The 16,160-nt window shown below is 74.8% G+C and carries 11 protein-coding genes; 1 reads left to right on the forward strand and 10 read right to left on the reverse strand.

Annotation, left to right across the window (positions count from 1 at the left end):
• Positions 1-61 precede the first annotated feature (61 nt).
• Positions 62-1,681: a helicase HerA-like domain-containing protein gene (locus tag JE024_RS18090; RefSeq protein ID WP_205374587.1), complete on the forward strand. Its 1,620-nt coding sequence runs from the start codon at positions 62-64 to the stop codon at positions 1,679-1,681.
• 72 nt (positions 1,682-1,753) lie between these two features.
• Here the strand turns inward: JE024_RS18090 and JE024_RS18095 are convergent, their stop codons facing one another.
• The 10 genes from JE024_RS18095 to JE024_RS18140 form a co-directional block, all read right to left on the reverse strand.
• Positions 1,754-3,289, reverse strand: coding sequence for a M28 family metallopeptidase (locus JE024_RS18095; protein WP_205376595.1), 1,536 nt, complete (start codon positions 3,287-3,289; stop codon positions 1,754-1,756).
• Between the two features lie 220 nt (positions 3,290-3,509).
• Positions 3,510-4,154 carry an HhH-GPD-type base excision DNA repair protein gene (locus JE024_RS18100; RefSeq protein WP_205374588.1) on the reverse strand — a complete coding sequence of 215 codons (645 nt, stop codon included), beginning with the start codon at positions 4,152-4,154 and terminating at the stop codon, positions 3,510-3,512.
• Between the two features lie 74 nt (positions 4,155-4,228).
• Positions 4,229-5,470, reverse strand: coding sequence for an RNA polymerase sigma factor (locus JE024_RS18105; RefSeq protein WP_205374589.1), 1,242 nt, complete (start codon positions 5,468-5,470; stop codon positions 4,229-4,231).
• Between the two features lie 90 nt (positions 5,471-5,560).
• On the reverse strand, positions 5,561-5,974 hold the full coding sequence (locus JE024_RS18110; protein WP_205374590.1) for a YciI family protein: 414 nt from the start codon (positions 5,972-5,974) through the stop codon (positions 5,561-5,563).
• Positions 5,975-6,133: 159 nt separating this feature from the next.
• A complete protein-coding gene (locus tag JE024_RS18115; RefSeq protein WP_205374591.1) occupies positions 6,134-6,937 on the reverse strand; it encodes an SDR family NAD(P)-dependent oxidoreductase in 804 nt (267 codons plus the stop codon).
• Positions 6,934-8,595 carry an FAD-binding dehydrogenase gene (locus JE024_RS18120; protein ID WP_205374592.1) on the reverse strand — a complete coding sequence of 554 codons (1,662 nt, stop codon included), beginning with the start codon at positions 8,593-8,595 and terminating at the stop codon, positions 6,934-6,936. Before JE024_RS18120 ends, JE024_RS18115 begins: the two co-directional genes overlap by 4 nt.
• Positions 8,592-9,230: a TetR/AcrR family transcriptional regulator gene (locus JE024_RS18125; RefSeq protein ID WP_205374593.1), complete on the reverse strand. Its 639-nt coding sequence runs from the start codon at positions 9,228-9,230 to the stop codon at positions 8,592-8,594. Before JE024_RS18125 ends, JE024_RS18120 begins: the two co-directional genes overlap by 4 nt.
• A gap of 206 nt (positions 9,231-9,436) precedes the next feature.
• Positions 9,437-11,188, reverse strand: coding sequence for a lysyl oxidase family protein (locus JE024_RS18130; protein WP_205374594.1), 1,752 nt, complete (start codon positions 11,186-11,188; stop codon positions 9,437-9,439).
• Positions 11,189-11,485: 297 nt separating this feature from the next.
• The gene (locus JE024_RS18135; protein WP_205374595.1) at positions 11,486-13,924 is read right to left on the reverse strand and encodes an amino acid adenylation domain-containing protein; all 2,439 of its coding nucleotides are present in this window, start codon (positions 13,922-13,924) and stop codon (positions 11,486-11,488) included.
• Positions 13,917-16,061: a serine/threonine-protein kinase gene (locus JE024_RS18140; RefSeq protein ID WP_244882941.1), complete on the reverse strand. Its 2,145-nt coding sequence runs from the start codon at positions 16,059-16,061 to the stop codon at positions 13,917-13,919. The genes JE024_RS18135 and JE024_RS18140 overlap by 8 nt, the downstream gene beginning before the upstream one ends.
• Positions 16,062-16,160: the final 99 nt, after the last annotated feature.

A 16,160-nucleotide genomic window follows, 5' to 3' on the forward strand; every position in this document is an offset into this window, starting at 1 on the left:
AGTGCCATCCTGGCGAAAGCTCGGCAAACCCGCACGAAGGCGAGAAACCGGGAGTCCGCAGATGACAGCCCAGGAGTCCCAGCAGCCTTCCGGCGACCCGGCCGCACTGCCGCCCGGGGCCGCCGCCGTCGCCGCCGGCTACGCCTTCGAGGGCCCGGCGCTCGACCTGGGCGCCCTGCTGTGGGACGGGAGTTGCCTGCCCGGCGCCCCGGTCAAGGTCCCGCTCTCGGTGCTGAACCGGCACGGGCTCATCGCCGGCGCGACCGGCACCGGCAAGACGAAGACCCTCCAGCTCATGGCCGAACAGCTCTCCGCGCACGGGGTGCCCGTCTTCCTCGCCGACGTGAAGGGCGACGTCTCGGGGGTGTCGGCCCCGGGGCAGGACGGCGAACGGGTGCGGGAGCGGGCCGCCGAGGTCGGGCAGGAGTGGACGGCGGCCGGCTTCCCCGCCGAGTTCTACGCGCTCGGGGGCATCGGCCCCGGCATCCCGCTGCGGGCGACCGTCACCGACTTCGGCCCGCTGCTGCTCGCCAAGGTGCTCCAGCTCAACCGCACCCAGGAGCAGTCGCTCGGCCTGATCTTCCACTACGCCGACACCAAGGGGCTCGAACTGGTCGACCTCAAGGACCTGCGGGCGGTGGTCGCCTTCCTGGTGTCGGAGGAGGGCCGGGCGGAACTGAAGGGCATCGGCGGTCTCTCGACGGCGACCGCGGGGGTGATCCTGCGGTCGATCACCGCCTTCGAGCAGGAGGGGGCGTCCGCCTTCTTCGGTGAGCCGGAGTTCGACACCGCCGAACTGCTGCGCACCGCGCCGGACGGGCGGGGCCTGGTCTCCGTGCTGGAGCTGCCCGCCGTGCGGGAGAGGCCGCGGCTGTTCTCCACGTTCCTGATGTGGCTGCTGGCCGACCTCTTCCACGACCTGCCCGAGGCCGGCGACCCGGAGAAGCCGAAGCTGGTCTTCTTCTTCGACGAGGCCCATCTGCTCTTCGACGGGGCGTCCAAGGCGTTCCTGGAGTCGATCACGCAGACGGTGCGGCTGATCCGCTCCAAGGGCGTGGGCGTCTTCTTCGTCACCCAGACCCCGCGTGACGTGCCCTCCGAGGTGCTCGGGCAGCTCGGCAACCGGGTGCAGCACGCGCTGCGGGCCTTCACCCCCGACGACGCCAAGGCGCTCACGGCGACGGTCAGGACCTTCCCCAAGTCGGCGTACGACCTCGAGGAGGTGCTGACCGGGCTCGGCACCGGAGAGGCGGTGGTCACCGTGCTCGACGAGCGGGGAGCGCCGACGCCGGTCGCGGCGACCCGGCTGCGGGCGCCCCGGTCCCTGATGGGGCCGGTCGACGCGGCGGTGCTGGAGGCGGCGGTGTCGGCGTCGCCGCTGCACGCGCGGTACGCGCAGGCCGTCGACCGGGAGTCGGCGTACGAGCGGCTCACGGACGCGCAGCGGGCGGCGGAGGCCGAGGCGGAACGGGCGGCAGCCGGGGAGCCGGCGCGGGAGGCCGCCGGGGGCGGGGACGGGCGGCGGGAGCCGGCCGGGCCGCGCGGGGGCCGGCGGGAGGAGTCGCTCGCCGAACAGGTCGTGGGGAGCGGGGTGTTCCGGAGTCTGGCGCGTTCGGTGGGCACCCGGCTCGGCCGGGAGATCACCCGCTCGCTGTTCGGGACGGCGCGCCGCGGGCGGTGACGCACGGGCCCGCCGTCCGGCACGGCGCGCCGCGGGCGGGTGGGCCCGGGGCGCGCCGTACCGGGAGGGGTGCTACTCGGTCACCTCGTGGTCGTGGCCGTCGTGGAGACCGCCGCCGCTGCCCTCGTCGCCGTCCGTGGGCACGGACTGGACCGGCTTGCGCAGCGAGCTGATGTCGTGGGCGTAGGTGCCCACCGCGTTGGCGATGATCCCGATGTTCACCGCGAAGGCGTCCATGTCGATGTTGCTCAGGTCGTCGCCCGCGGCGTGGTAGTTCGGGTCGTACGCGACGCCCGCCTGTCCGCCGAACTTCCGTGCCTGCGCCTCGGTCTTGATGCCCTCGGCGCCGGTGAAGGTGCCGCCCGAGGGGATGCCGACCTCGATGAACGGGCCGTAGTCGGAGCGCCCGGTGAAGTCGGTGCCCTCGTGCGGGGTGCCCCGGCGGTCGAGGAACTCGTTGATGTCGCGCTCCAGTTGGGCCGAGCCCTCCGGGCCCGCGCCGGAGCCGACGCCGTCCGAGTCGTCGCCGTCGTAGACGAAGATCCCGTAGTTCGGCGAGGCGATCATGTCGAAGTTCAGGTAGAGCTTGATCTCCTTCTTGCCGAGGGAGCTCAGGTTCGCGACGTAGTGCTCGGAGCCGAGCAGGCCGTTCTCCTCGGCCGACCACCAGGCGAAGCGCACCTTGTTGGCGGGGCTCTTCTCCTTCTTGGCCAGTTCCTCGGCGACTTCGAGCAGACCGGCGGAGCCGGAGCCGTTGTCGTTGATGCCGGGGCCCTCGGTGACGGAGTCGAGGTGGGCGCCGAGCACCACGGTGTTGGCCGCGTTGCCGCGCCTGGTCTCGGCGATCACGTTGTTGGTCGTCCGCGTCTCCTGGAGCTGGCGGATCTCGAAGGAGATCTCGACCGGGCCCTTCGCCAGGTCGGCGGCGAGCTTCTCGCCCTCGGCCTGGGTCAGTCCGCCGGTGGGGATCTTGCCCGAGGCGACGTCCCCGAGGGTGCCGGAGAGCACGCCCTCGGTGTTGTTGTAGACGATCGCGCCGGCCGCGCCCGCGGCTCCCGCCGCCGCCTGCTTCTCGGCGAAGGAGCAGCCGCCGCGCTTGATCAGCGCGATCTTGCCGGTGAAGGTGCCCGAGGCGTAGTCGGCCGCCTCGCAGCCGGTGGTGTCGTCCACCGGCACGGCGGCGAGGGCGGCCCTGATGCCGCCCACCGGCGTGGACTTGGTGTACGTCATCGCCTTGATCTCGATGTCGCGCGGCGCGGGCGCCACCACCGAGAGCTTCTCGGCGAGGGTCTGCGTGTAGACGAACGAGAACTTCTGGTACGAGACGTCGTACCCGTACTTCTTCATCTGCTGGTACACGTACGCGGCGGACGCGTCGTGTCCGAGTGATCCGGCGGCACGGTGGCCGCCCGCCGAGTCCGCTATCGCCTGGAACCTCTCGAGGTGCTCGTAGGCGTCGTCGGCGGATGCCCTGGCGACCAGCTTGCCGGCGAGCTTCGCCGCGTCCTTGGCCGCCCGGTCGGCGGGGCCGGGCCGGTGGGCCGCGGACGGGGAGGCGGATGCCAGCAGGAGCGGGGTCGCGAGTGCGGCTGCGGCCAGAGTGGCCACGGCTCTGCGATGGGTTGCGTTCACAGAGGTCCTTCCCGGTGCGAACGTGGGTTGAAGGGAAGTTAGCGATCTCCACTGGTTCTGTGAACACTTGTGCCACAACTGACGGGTATTTCATCCACCCGTCACCCGGACGTGATTCGTCCGCTTGGATCCGGGGGCGGGCCGGAGGTTCTCCCGCGCGGCGGCGGTCCGGCCCCCGGACCCCGGTTGCGACCGGCTACTTCCCCGGGGCCTTCTTCGCCGCTTTCTTCGCCGTCTTCTTCGCGGTCTTCCCCGCCGCCGGGGCGCCCGCCTTCGCCGCGGCCTTCTTCTCCTGCTTCCAGGCCCGCACCCGGGCCAGCGAGTCCGGTCCCGTGATGTCCGCGGCGGACCGGAAGGAACCCTCCTCGCCGTACGTCCCGGCCGCCTCCCGCCAGCCCTCGGGCCGCACCCCGTACTGCTTGCCCAGCAGGGCCAGGAAGATCTTCGCCTTCTGCTCGCCGTAGCCGGGCAGCGCCTTCAGCCGTGCCAGCAGTTCGGCGCCGCTCGACACGTCCCGCCAGACGGCGCTCGCGTCGCCGTCGTACTCGTCGACGAGGTAGCGGCACAGCTCCTGGACCCGCTTGGCCATCGACGCCGGATAGCGGTGGACGGCCGGCTTCCGCCGCAGCAGCTCGCCGAAGGCGTCGGGGTCGTAGGCGGCGATCTCGCCCGCGTCCAGGTCGTCGGCGCCGAGCCGCCGGGCCACGGTGTACGGGCCGGTGAAGGCCCACTCCATGGGGATCTGCTGGTCGAGCAGCATGCCGACGAGGGCGGCCAGCGCGCTGCGGCCGAGCAGTTCGTCGGCCTCGGGCTGCTGGGCGAGGTGAATGGTGGCGTCCATGCCCCGATGATCGCCCGGGGCAGGGAGGGCCGCCAGCGTCACGCGCCGCCGGTGGCACGGCGGGGGACGGACCGTCAGCCCTCCAGCCGGGCGGCCCGGCCGCGGAGGTAGCGTGCCTCCGGCTCGCTGAGCGTGGCCCCGGCGGCGGCCCGGTACGCGGTGAGCGCGCCCTCGCGGTCGCCGGCGCGCTCCAGCAGGTGCGCCCGGACGGCGTCGAGCCGGTGGTGGCCCTTCAGCCGGTCCTCCAGCAGGCCGACTTCCCGCAGACCCGCCGCCGGTCCGTCCACCATGGCGACCGCCACCGCCCGGCCCAGCTCCGCCATCGGCTCGGGGAAGCGCGCCACCAGCACGTCGTAGAGGGCGAGGATCTGCGGCCAGTCGGTGTCCTCGGGCGCCGCCGCCTCGTCGTGCAGCGCGGCGACGGCCGCCTGGAGCTGGTAGGCGCCGGCCGGGCCCCGGGAGAGGGCCTCCTCCACCAGGGCGGTGCCCTCGTCGATCGCCGCGCGCGTCCACAGCGTGCGGTCCTGTTCGTCGAGGGGGACCAGCTCGCCGTCCGGGCCGGTGCGGGCGGGGGCGCGGGCGTCGGTGAGGAGCATCAGCGCCAGCAGACCGGTGACCGCGCCGTCGCGGGGGAGCAGCGCGTGCACCGCGCGGGTCAGCCGGACCGCCTCGTGGGCGAGGTCGGCCCGGCGCAGCGCGGTGCCGGAGGTGGCGGTGTAGCCCTCGTTGAAGATCAGGTAGAGCACCTGGAGCACGGCGGCGAGCCGGGCGTCGTGGTCCGCCGGGTCCGGCCGGCGGAACGGCACGCCCCGGATCCGCTGCTTGGCGCGGCTGATCCGCTGGGCCATCGTCGCCTCCGGCACCAGGTGCGCCCGGGCGATCTCGGCGGTCGTCAGACCGCCCACGGCCCGCAGGGTGAGCGCGATCCGGGCGGGCGGCGTCAGCTCCGGGTGGCAGCACAGGAAGAGCAGCGTGAGCGTGTCGTCCTCGCTGGGCGCGCGGCCCTCGCCGGGCGGCGGGGCGGTGAACGCGTCCCGGGGCGCGAGCCGTGCGGCGCTCTCCTCGCGCCGTCTGCGGGACTCCTCGGCGCGCAGCAGGTCGGTGAGGCGCCGGGCGGCGACCTTGATCAGCCAGCCGCGGGGGTTGTCCGGCACCCCCGTGCCGGGCCACTGCCGGGCGGCCGCGAGCAGGGCCTCCTGCACGGCGTCCTCGGCGAGGTCGAAGTGGCCGTAGCGGCGCACGAGCGCGCCGAGGACCTGCGGCGCGTGACGGCGCAGCAGGTCCTCGACGGTGTACGGCTCCTCGGGCTCCGGCACGACCGGCCTCCGTCCCCCCGGGCCGGCGCCCGGGCGGGCCGGTCCTGTCCCGTGGCGCCGGGGATGCCCCGGGCGCCGAGGAGCAGGATGTCAGACGTCGTCCCCGGATCCGGCGAGCGGACGGATGACGACCGGGTACTCGGGGGCGCCTTCGGGCTGGGGGCACCGGGCGACCAGGGCGGCGATCTCGGTCACCCGCTCCAGGCTCGCGCAGTCCAGCACCCAGTAGCCCGCCAGCACCTCCTTGGTCTCGCCGTAGGGGCCGTCGGTGATCACCGGACGGCCCTCGCCGTCCAGCGAGACGTGCCGGGACTGCGCCGGTGCGGTCAGGCCCTGTCCGTCGACCAGCTCGCCGGACTCGGCGAGGTCGTCGTTGATCTTCTGCATGAAGGCGAACATGGCCTGCATGTCCTTCTCGTTCCAGGCGGGCGAGCTCGCGGAGCCCTGGCCGGCCATGGCCTCGTAGTCCGCCTGCGTCCCCTGAACCATCACCAGGTACTTCATGATCGCGCTCCTTCGCTGTCCTCGTGCCCAGCCCTCGGCGGGCGGCTTTCACAGGGGACGTCGGAGCCGCGCGGGCGTTCTCGACGACGCGCCGGAACTTTCTCCGGGGAATGTCCCAGCCGGTCCCGGCGGGCGGTGCGGGCGCCCGCCGGGACCGGCTCAGCGCAGGCCGTGCCGGCGGGCGACGATCCGTTCGACGGCCGTCCTCGGCAGCACCCTGCGCAGCGCGAACACCAGGGGCGCGTTGCTGCCCACCGCGTACAGCGGCTTCGGGCGCGGCGCCTCGACCGCCCGCAGGACGGTGCGCGCGACCGTCCCCGCGGAGATGCCCCGGGCCTCGTTGGCGTTGAGCGCCGCGAGCATGGTCCGGTACTCCGCGAGGAAGGGGGAGTCGTCGGCCACGTACTGGGTGCGGCGCTCGCTGATGCCGGTGTTGATGGAGCCCGGCTCGACCGTGGTGACGCCGACGCCGTACGGGGAGACCTCCCGCCGCAGGGAGTGCGCGAAGCCCTTGACGGCCGCCTTCGACGCGACGTACGAGGAGCGGTAGGCGAGCGGGAAGCTGGCCAGCATCGAGCCGACCATGACCACCCGGCCGCGGCGGCGTTCCCGCATCCCGGGCAGCACGAGCTGGGTCAGGCGCACCGGTCCGAGGACGTTGAGCCGGAAGAGGCGCTCCAGCGCCTCCATGGGCAGCTCCTCCAGCGGCCCGTTCTGGCTCTCCCCCGCGTTGTTCACGAGCACGTCCACCTCGCCGGCGGCGGCCGCGCACGCCTCCACGGAGGCCATGTCGGTGAGGTCGAGCGCCAGGTACTCCACGCCCGGCACCGGGTCGGCGACCGTGCCGGGGTCGCGGCTGGTGCCGAGGACGCGGTAGCCGCGGCCGGCCAGCGCGGCGGCGACGGCGGCGCCGATCCCGGAGGACGCGCCGGTCACCAGGGCGGTGCGGCCCTCGCCCGTCATCCGAGCCTCCGGGCGATCGCGCGGCCCGCGGCCCGGCCGGAGAAGATGCAGCCGCCGAGGAAGGTGCCCTCCAGCGCGTTGTAGCCGTGCACGCCGCCGCCGCCGAAGCCTGCCACCTCGCCCGCCGCGTAGAGGCCGTCGAAGGGCTCTCCGTCCGGCCGGACGACCTGGGAGTTCAGCGTCGTCTCCAGACCGCCGAGGGTCTTGCGGGTCAGCAGGTGCAGGCGGACCGCGATCAGCGGGCCGTGCGCCGGGTCGAGGAGGCGGTGCGGCCTGGCGACCCGGGTGAGCTTGTCGGGCCAGTAGGCGCGCGCGTTGGCGACGGACATGAGCTGGAAGTCCTTGGAGTACGGGTTGTCCACCTCGCGGTCGCGGGCCAGGATCTCCCGTTCGACCTGCGCGAGCTCCAGCTTCGGGCCGGGGGCGATGGCGTTCATGCCGTCGACCAGCTCGGCGAGGGTGCGGCGGACGACGAAGTCCTCGCCCTTGTCGAGGAACGCCTGCACCGGCCCGGGCGCGCCCTTGCGGGCACGGGACAGGACGAGCTTCAGGTCCTTGCCGGTGATGTCCGGGTTCTGCTCGGAGCCGGAGAGCGCGAACTCCTTCTCGACGATGTCCCGGGTGAGCACGAACCACGAGTAGTCGTGCCCGGTGGCCACGATGTGCCGCAGGGTGGCGAGGGTGTCGTGCCCGGGGAACAGGGGCACCGGCAGCCGCCGGCCCGTCGCGTCCAGCCACAGGGACGAGGGGCCGGGGATGATGCGGATCGCGTGGTCGGGCCAGACCGGGTCCCAGTTCTTGATGCCCTCGGTGTAGTGCCACATCCGGTCGCGGTTGACGATCGAGCCGCCCGCGTCCTCGGTGATCTCCAGCATCCGGCCGTCGACGTAGGCGGGGACGCCGGTGATCATCGAGCGCGGGGCGGCGCCGAGGCGGTCGGCCGGCCAGTTCTTCCGCACCAGCTCCTGGTTGCCGCCGATGCCGCCCGAGGTCACGACCACGGCCTGGGCGCGCAGTTCGAACTCGCCGGCCGCCTCCCGGCCGGAGGCGACGCCGCGGGCCTCGTCCGAGGGCGCCAGCACCGTCCCGCGCACGCCGACCGCCGCGCCGTTCTCGACGATCAGGCCGTCCACCCGGTGCCGGTGGCGGAAGGTGACCAGTCCGCGGGCGGCCGCCGCGAGCACCGGCTCCCGGAACACCCGGACCACCTCGGGGCCGGTGCCCCAGGTGAGGTGGAAGCGGGGCACCGAGTTCCCGTGCCCGGCGGCCGTGCCCGCGCCGCGCTCGGCCCAGCCGACGGTCGGCATGACCCGCAGCCCGAGCCCGTGGAGGTAGTCCCGCTTCTCGCCGGCCGCGAAGGCGACGTAGGCCTCGGCCCACTTGCGCGGCCAGTGGTCCTCGCGCTCCCGGTCGAAGCCGGCGGAGCCGAGCCAGTCGGAGAGCGCGAGCTCGGCGGAGTCCTTGACGCCCATCCGGCGCTGCTCGGGGCTGTCGACGAGGAACAGGCCGCCCAGCGACCAGAACGCCTGGCCCCCGAGGTTCGCCTCGTTCTCCTGGTCGACGACGACCACCCGCCGTCCGGCCCGGGTCAGTTCGTACGTCGCGACCAGACCGGCCAGTCCCGCGCCCACGACGATGACGTCGGCGTCCTCGCTCACGGTGCCTCCTCGGTGACGGGCGTGCTGTACGCCCGAAGAACGTGCATGAACAGGTCCTCGCGCCGCCGGCGCGGTTCGTCGCTGCCCGGTTCGAGCAGCACCTGCACCGCGGTCCCGTCGTGCACGGCGACCAGCGCGTGCCCGAGGGCGGCCAGGTCCGGCACCCGGCGTCCGGTGCGGGCGAGCGCGTCGACGACGACCGGCAGGACGGTGTCGAGGATCGCCTGCTCCCGGGCGGCCATGACCCGGCGCAACGGCCGGTTGCGCAGGGCGTGCGCGGTGAACTCGGCGGTCACCCGGTACCAGGCGTCGTCGACGGGGATCGCGGCGAGCGCGGCCCGTATCGCCTCGTCCGGATCGTCGGACGGCACGTCGGCCAGCGCCTCGCGCACATCGGCGAGCATCCGTCCGGAGCGCTCCTCCCACATGACGAGGAACAGCTCGTCGAGGGAGGAGAAGTTGGAGTAGAACGCGCCCCGGGTGTAGCCGGCCCGCTCGCAGATCTGCTCCACCGTGGAGCGCCCGAAGCCCTCCTCGGCGAAGACCTGGAGCGCGGCGTCGAGGACCCGTCGCCTGGTCTCGGCCCGGCGCGCGGTGACCCGGGGGCCGGGGGCGCGGGGGGTGCTGGTTCCCATGAGCGGTCCGCCCTTCTTCGATGCGCGAACGTATCGGATGCGTTCGTGTATCGACAAGGGCGGTGCACCGGCCGGTCCGTCCGGGGCCGGAAAAGGCGGCGGCCCCCGGGAGGAGTCCCGGGGGCCGCCGGCCGCTGAGCGGTGCGGGGTACGCGGCGAGCGCGCGTGCAGGGCACGCGGGCCCGCCACGCTCCGAACGAGAGCTTCTAGTTGGCGTCCACCAGGCCCACGGGGGCCACGGTCACGGTGCGGGCGCCCTTCGTGCCGCCGAGCACGACCTTGCGCAGGGCGCTGTTGTTGTCGAGGTTCGTCTCCTTCAGACGCTTCTCCGGGTTGGCCAGCACCTGGATCCAGTACGTGCCGTTCGGCAGGTCGGTGATGTCGAAGGACTGGCCGGGCAGGTCCTGGGTGTAGGTGTCACCGGAGCCGACGTCCAGCACCTCGCGGACGGAGATCGAGTTCTGCTGGCCGCAGGCGGTGGAGAGGTCGGTGTTCTCCGGGTGCCAGTTGGCGTTCTTCACCGTGTAGTCCACGGCGTCCGTGTTGGCCAGGCAGAACGCCTCCTTGCCGCTGCGCACGGCCTCCTTCTTGTCGGCCTTCAGCAGGCGGTAGCTGGCGAAGTCCGTGAAGTGCCAGTGCTCGTGGCCCGGGCGCGGGTCCCACTCCATGGTGCCGGTCGGGGTGTAGCCGACCTGCTTGCCGTCCGCGTCGTAGAAGTACTGGTAGGCGTCCATCAGCTCCTTGCCCGGCGAGCGGAAGCCGTCCACGACGAGCTGCGCGGGGCCGGCGTTCCAGACGTTGGCGCTGAACGCCAGGTAGTCCTTGCCCGGCACCTCCTCGCCGCCGTCGCCGATGGTGATGCCGTAGGCGGGCAGCGACCGCAGGTCGGGCTTGGGCACGTCCGGCACGTTCGCCGGGCCGGTGGGGCGCTGGGCGTTCGGCGACAGCGCGGGTGCCTGGCGGGAGCCGTCGGTCCGCCCGGCGCCGTCCCCGGCCTGCGCGGCGCGGAGGCCGTCGGCCTTCTTCAGCGCCCACGGCAGGGCCGGCGGGGCGGGCGGGTAGGGGCCGTGGCCCACGTTGAACGTGGGGGTGGCTCCGGTGGTCGCGGCGGACGGGGCCTCGGGGCGGGCCGCCGCCCCGTGGCCGGCGTGGCCGCCCGCCGGTGCGGCGGCGTGCCCGGCCGCGTGGCCGCCGTGGCCGGCGTGGCCCGCCGCGCGGTGGGCGGACGTCCCGGCCGCTCCCGCGCCCGGTCCCTCCTCCCAGCTCCGCTCCCGGACCGTCACCTTGACCGTCTGGGGCTTGTCGGCGATGCCGAACAGCTCCCGGTACTTCTTGGTGACCGAGACCTTGGCCGTGTAGCTGCCCGCGGCGAGCTGGACCGGCTCGGAGTAGTAGCCGGCGTACGTGTTGGAGGCCCAGCCGTTCTCCACGCCCCACACCGAGCCGAGGGTGAACGGGTTCACCGGGCAGCTCTGCGGGTACTTGGACGTGCTCGGCGCGTCCGGACGGACCCGGCCCGAGGCGTTGTTCGGGCAGAAGCCCTCCTTCTTGGAGAGGACCTGCTTGCCCTTCGCGTCGGTGAGCGTGATCTCGGCGAAGTCCGGGAGGCCGGAGAAGTCGTTCACCAGGCCCTGGGGCAGGGTCCGCGTACGGGTCTTCTTCCCGTCGTGGAGGACCTGCGTCGCCACCACCGGGTCGTCGTAGCTCTTGCGGGTCACCCGCACCTCGAACGGCCCGTTCGCCGCGGTCACATAGGTGCCGAGGTCCAGGTAGACGCCGGGGTCCTCCTTCCAGGAGTCCAGCGTCACCGAGGTGGTGGCCGCGATCAGGCTGAGCTTCGGCAGGGTCCTGACGTTGTGGGCCTCCGGCGACGCGGCGGCGACGCCGGCCACGACGGCGGTCGCGGCGGCTGCGGCGATCGCCGCGCGCCCGAGACGAGCCTGGTGGGATCTGGTCATGAATCCTCGTTCTCCCAGTACCTGACGGGACGGTGGGGAACAGCGCGCCCTGGTCGAGGGGCCGCTGTCTGTCTCCGCCTGTGAGAGGTGAGGGGCGCCCCGGAGGTTGTCCGGGGCCGCCGCCCGGCCCGACGTTGGCCGAAACCAGGCCCGCCCGCCGCCGGTTCCGGCCGCCTTGCGCGGATCGCGGCCCGTGCGAGGGGTGGGTGCGGTAGGGCGTGCGCCCTCGGGCGCCGGTCCTCGTCCGACGCCCCGGGGGCGCCGGGGGCGCCGGTCGGGAGGGGCGGGTGGTGCGGCTCAGGCGATCATCACGACGAGAAGGGCGCCGACGAGCAGGAGAAGGGCGGCGACGAGCCCGCCGACCACCGTGCCGGGGCTGATCGTCCGGCGCGGGGGCGCGGATCCCGTGGACGCGGCCGGGAGCGGGGACGGTGGCGTCGTGGGCGGCGCCGGTCCGCCCGCGGACGGCGGGGCGCCGCCCCCCGGGCGGGGGCCGTCGGCTGCCGCGGGCGCGCCGGGACCCGCGGTGGCGGTCGGGACCGGCGGTGGGACGGGGGTGTGGCCCGGGCCGGGCCCGTAGCCCTCGGGCAACCCGTACCCCTCGGGGAGCCCCCGGTCACGGGGGAGTTCGTGGTCCGGCGCGGGCGCGGCCCGGGGCGGGAGTTCGTGATCGGGTGCGGGGGGTGCGGACCGGGGCGGGAGTCCGTGGTCCGCGGCCGGCGGCACGGGGGGAACGGGCGGCGCGGCGGGGGCGGCGGTCCGCCGGAGGGCGTCGTTCAGCAGCGACTGCCAGACGGCGGGCGGCAGATCGGGGACCTCGTCGGGCGGGAGGGCGAGCACGCACTCGCGCAGCCAGCCCTCCAGCAGCGGCTCCCGGCCGATGCGTGCCGCCAGCCGCAGCAGGTCGTCCAGGTAGTGCGGGTCGCGTACCCGGGGTGCCACCACCAGGGCGAACAGCTCGGCCGCCCGGGCGATGAGATGCTCCGGCTCGGCCGCGGGGCCCGCCCAACGGCGGTGCGACGCGACGAGGTACAGGTCGTTGCGCAGGATCTCCGTGCACAGGGCACGCCGCGCGGCGGGGCCGAGCCGCTGGACGCGGAGCCGTTCGGTGAGCTCGTCCAGCAGCACGAACACGGCCTCCACGCTGAGGTCCGGCTGCCGGAGCTGGTGCAGGAGTTCGTCCTCGGCGGGCGACCCGAGCAGGGCGGGGACTCCCGTGAGGCTGTCGGCGCGCAGCGCCGCGTGCAGCGGCGGGTGGGCCGGGGGCGGGCCGGCGTCCGGCCCCGGCGGGGCCACGCCGTGCACGGAATCCGGATCCGGTGCGGGGCCGGGGGCCTGCCACGGGCGGGGCGGCGGCGTACCGGGCGCCGCGAGTTCGGGCATCGGCCCGAAGAGAGCCCCGGACCGGGGAAGGGCGCCGGGCCCCGGCCCGCCCCCGCGGGGGTCGGGCGCGGGCCCGGTGTCCCGCCGCCGGTCCTGGTCCCGGTCCGGGTGGCGGGCGGTGCCGGGCGCGGGGGCGGTGCGGTTCTCGCGCCACCGGTGGTCCTGGCCGCGCTCCTGGTCCGGTGCGTGGGCGCGGACCTGGAGCCGGTCCGCCTCCTGGTCCGCGTCGGGGTCCGGCTTGTGGTCGCCGGTCCACGGGCGGTCCGCGTCCGCGTCGGGGTCCGGCTTGTGGTCGCCGGTCCACCGGCGGTCCGCGTCCGCGTCCTGGCCGCCCGCGGCGCCGGGCGGCCGCGAGGGCGGCGCGTTCCGCCACGGCCGGCGCCGGCCGCCGTCGGCGAGCGCCTCGGCGAGGCGCTCGCGGCGCAGGTCCCACGGCAGCGCCGCGCCCTTGGGGAGCAGGCCGGCGAGCACCGGGGGCGGGTCCTCGGGGCCGTGGGCCAGGAGGCGGGCGACCAGCCGGGCGGCGAGCTCGTGGGCGGGCCCGTCGGAGTGCGGCCCGGCCGCGACGCGGGCCAGGGAGCCTGCCGCGCCCTCGCCGGACTCCCAGCGCGGCACGCAGGTGAGCCTGAGGGGGTGGCTGTCGACCGTGTCGTACGTGGCGAAGGTCCACCCGGCGGGCAGCCAGTCGCGGAAGAGCAGGAACAGCCCGTAGTACACCAGCGGAACGCCGTCGCCGTCGGGCCAGCCGGGGGCGGGCGTGCCGTCCGCGAGCAGCGACACCCGTGTGCCGGGGTCGCGCAGCCACTCCGCCGTGACGTGCACGAGTGCCTGCTCGACCTCCGGCAGCCGCTCCCCCATCTCCGGGAGGTGGCGCAGGGCGATCTTGCGGAGGATGCCGGAGGGCACGGGGTCCTTCCGGCCGGACGCCTGCTCGGCCGAGGACCGCTCCCCCCAGCCGCCGTACGCGAGGCTCAGGCACAGACGGGTGCCGAGGATCTCCCCCGGACCGGTCAGCACATGGCTCACCGTGCTCGGCCGGCCGCTGCGGTCGGTCGTCGGCCAGCGCTGCACCAGCATGACCTGGCCGTCCTGCGAGACCGTGCGCACGACGCTCGGCCGGGGCTCGTCCGTCCCCGTCACCCAGAGCAGCGGCCCCAGTTCGCGGCCGAGTTCCGCCGCCCGCCGGGGCGGGCAGGAGTGGGCGACCGCCGTCATCCCGGTGTCCTGCCGGCCCTGGTTGCCGCCCCAGCGGAAGACCACCTGGTCCACCGCCCCGGCACGGTCCCCGCCCGCGGCCGGGCCCGTGCCGGCCGCCGGTTCCCGGGAATCCCGTTCCCGTCGCATGTCACTCACTTCGCCGTCCTTCCCCGGTGCCCCCGGCTCTCCCGGCGTCCCAGGGCCGCTCCGTACCTCCGGCCGCCCTCGGCGGCACCGCCTCCAGTGCCGGGGCCGTCCCGACGGAGAACGCCTCGGCGCCGCCCGGCACATCGATCAGCCCGTGCATCGCCAGCAGCGAGAGCAGGGGTTCCAGCACCCGGCGGGGCCGGGTGCCCGCCGGGTAGCGTCCGTGGTCCTCCTGGCCGCCGGTCGCCGAGGCGACGTGCAGGGTGCAGCGGCGGATCGCGTCGAAGGGGCGCAGCCACGCCTGGCCGGCGTGGTGGCGCAGCAGCCCGTAGACGTCACGGCTCTCCTCGCGCATCCGCTCGGGGTCGAGCCGGGTGGCGGGCGCCTCGTCCAGCCACCGGTCGACGGGCGGCTGGAAGCGCAGCAGGTCCGCCTTGCCGACCACCATCGCGGCGGCCACGTCCAGGTACGCGCCGTTCTTCGGGAGCCGGTCGAGCACGGTGCCGAAGGCGACGTCGCCGTCCCGGTTCACCTCCAGGCCCCAGCGCTCGCGCGCGTGGTCCAGGTGGGGCAGCGGCAGGGCGAGCGCGGGGTCGACGACGAAGACCATGGCGTCGACCCCGAGGAGGAAGCGGAGTGCCGCGTCGGTCCGGACGAGGTCCTCGCCGCCGAGGTCGAAGAAGGCGACGGGACGCACCTGGCCGCGGACGTCGGTGATGAGCAGCGACTCCACGAAGCGGGCGAAGCCGTCCAGGCCGACCGTCCCGGTGTGGTCGAGCACCTTGCCGTTGCGCAGCGGCTGGACCCGCTCCCGCACGAAGCGGGCGTGCTGCTCGGGGTTGACGGACTGCCACTTCAGCCCGAACGGCTCCAGTCCGCCGTCGGTGATCTCGGCGATCATCTGCGTCAGCAGATGGCTCTTGCCGGTGGACGACTGGCCGACCATGGCGACGGTCAGCGGCCGGCCGCTCGTCAGGTACGGGACCGGGATGTGGTGTTCGGGGAAGTCCGGGTCGGCCGTGCACCGCTGCACGGCCCCCCGCATGATGTCCGTCAGCCGCGGGGAGCCCGGCTTGTAGCGGGAGGGGTCGAGCGGCTGGTACTGCATCCGGTTGTCGGTGACGTACAGCGAGGTCAGGTCGAGCTGGATGTTCTCCAGGCAGTAGGGGCAGAGCACTTCGCCCTGTCCCAGGCCCGCCGTGTACGACGGCTCGGTGGGCGGTGCCTGCCGCTTGAGGTGGAGCGCCTGCTCGAACGCCTCCCCGTGGCGGCCCGTCTCGTCGGCGGGCACGGTGAGTTCGATGCGCCGGGCCGCGCCGGGGGCGAGCAGGTCGAGCAGCCGGGCGGCCGTCGGCCGGTCCGCGGCGAGGGGCGCGAAGGCGCCCCGCAGGGTCTCGGCGAGCACCCGGTGCTGGGCGAGGTCGGCGGGCGGGCCGTCCGTGGGGCCGGGGCGGCCGGTCACGAGCTGGTAGAGCACCTGGGCGGCGCTCCACACGGCGTCCCGCGGGTCGACCGTCCCGGCCGACCGGCGCTGCTCGGGCGAGCAGTAGGGCGGCCGGCCCCAGGGGGTGCGCGGCCTGCCGGTGCGGGCCATCGCCTCCAGGCCCCAGAGCTGGAGGGACGTGCCGTCCCACAGGACGTTGGCGGGCGAGATGCCGCGGGGCACCATGCCCTGGCCGTCCAGCAGGCAGAGCGCCAGCATCAGGTCGCGGGCGAGGACCCGCTGGTCGGTCGCGGACATCACATGGGTGCGCGAGGCGGGCAGGCCCCGGGGCGCCGCGTACAGCAGATACGGCTCGGCGGTGTCCAGCTCGTGGCCGACGACGGCCGGGAAGAGCTGCGCGTGGTCCGTGCCGTCGAGCGCCCGGTGCAGGTGGAGCGCGGTGCCCGCCTCCGCGTCCAGCAGCGCGCGGGCCGCGGGATGGGTGGCCTCGGCGGTGGTCAGCCGCACCTGGACGCAGCGCTGCTCCTCGTCGTGGAGCAGGCCGTTGCGGACCCGCTGCGGCAGCAGCGGATCGCGGCGGGACTCGGGCCCGAAGGTGACCGCCGTGGTGCGGCGACGGCCCGAGGGGTCGGTGAAGGCGAGGGTGGTCCGCTGCGCGCTGTACGGCTGCTCCACCAGGTTCGAGTGCGAGGTGCTGGTCACCAGCCGTCGCCGTCCTCTCGTTCGTACCGCGGCTCCGGGCCGGACGCGGGCGGGCGCCCGCCCGGGGGCAGCCCCCGGACGGGCGTGTTGCGGTGCGGG

The sequence above is a fragment of the Streptomyces zhihengii genome (genome assembly GCF_016919245.1).
GTDB classification, from domain to species: domain Bacteria; phylum Actinomycetota; class Actinomycetes; order Streptomycetales; family Streptomycetaceae; genus Streptomyces; species Streptomyces zhihengii.

What these genes read in the sequence shown, in the direction of transcription:
- JE024_RS18090 (WP_205374587.1), top strand. Translation starts at nt 62, where the DNA reads ATGACAGCCCAGGAGTCCCAGCAGCCTTCCGGCGACCCGGCCGCACTG.
- JE024_RS18100 (WP_205374588.1), bottom strand. Translation starts at nt 4,154, where the DNA reads ATGGACGCCACCATTCACCTCGCCCAGCAGCCCGAGGCCGACGAACTG.
- JE024_RS18110 (WP_205374590.1), bottom strand. Translation starts at nt 5,974, where the DNA reads ATGAAGTACCTGGTGATGGTTCAGGGGACGCAGGCGGACTACGAGGCC.
- JE024_RS18115 (WP_205374591.1), bottom strand. Translation starts at nt 6,937, where the DNA reads ATGACGGGCGAGGGCCGCACCGCCCTGGTGACCGGCGCGTCCTCCGGG.
- JE024_RS18125 (WP_205374593.1), bottom strand. Translation starts at nt 9,230, where the DNA reads ATGGGAACCAGCACCCCCCGCGCCCCCGGCCCCCGGGTCACCGCGCGC.
- JE024_RS18130 (WP_205374594.1), bottom strand. Translation starts at nt 11,188, where the DNA reads ATGACCAGATCCCACCAGGCTCGTCTCGGGCGCGCGGCGATCGCCGCA.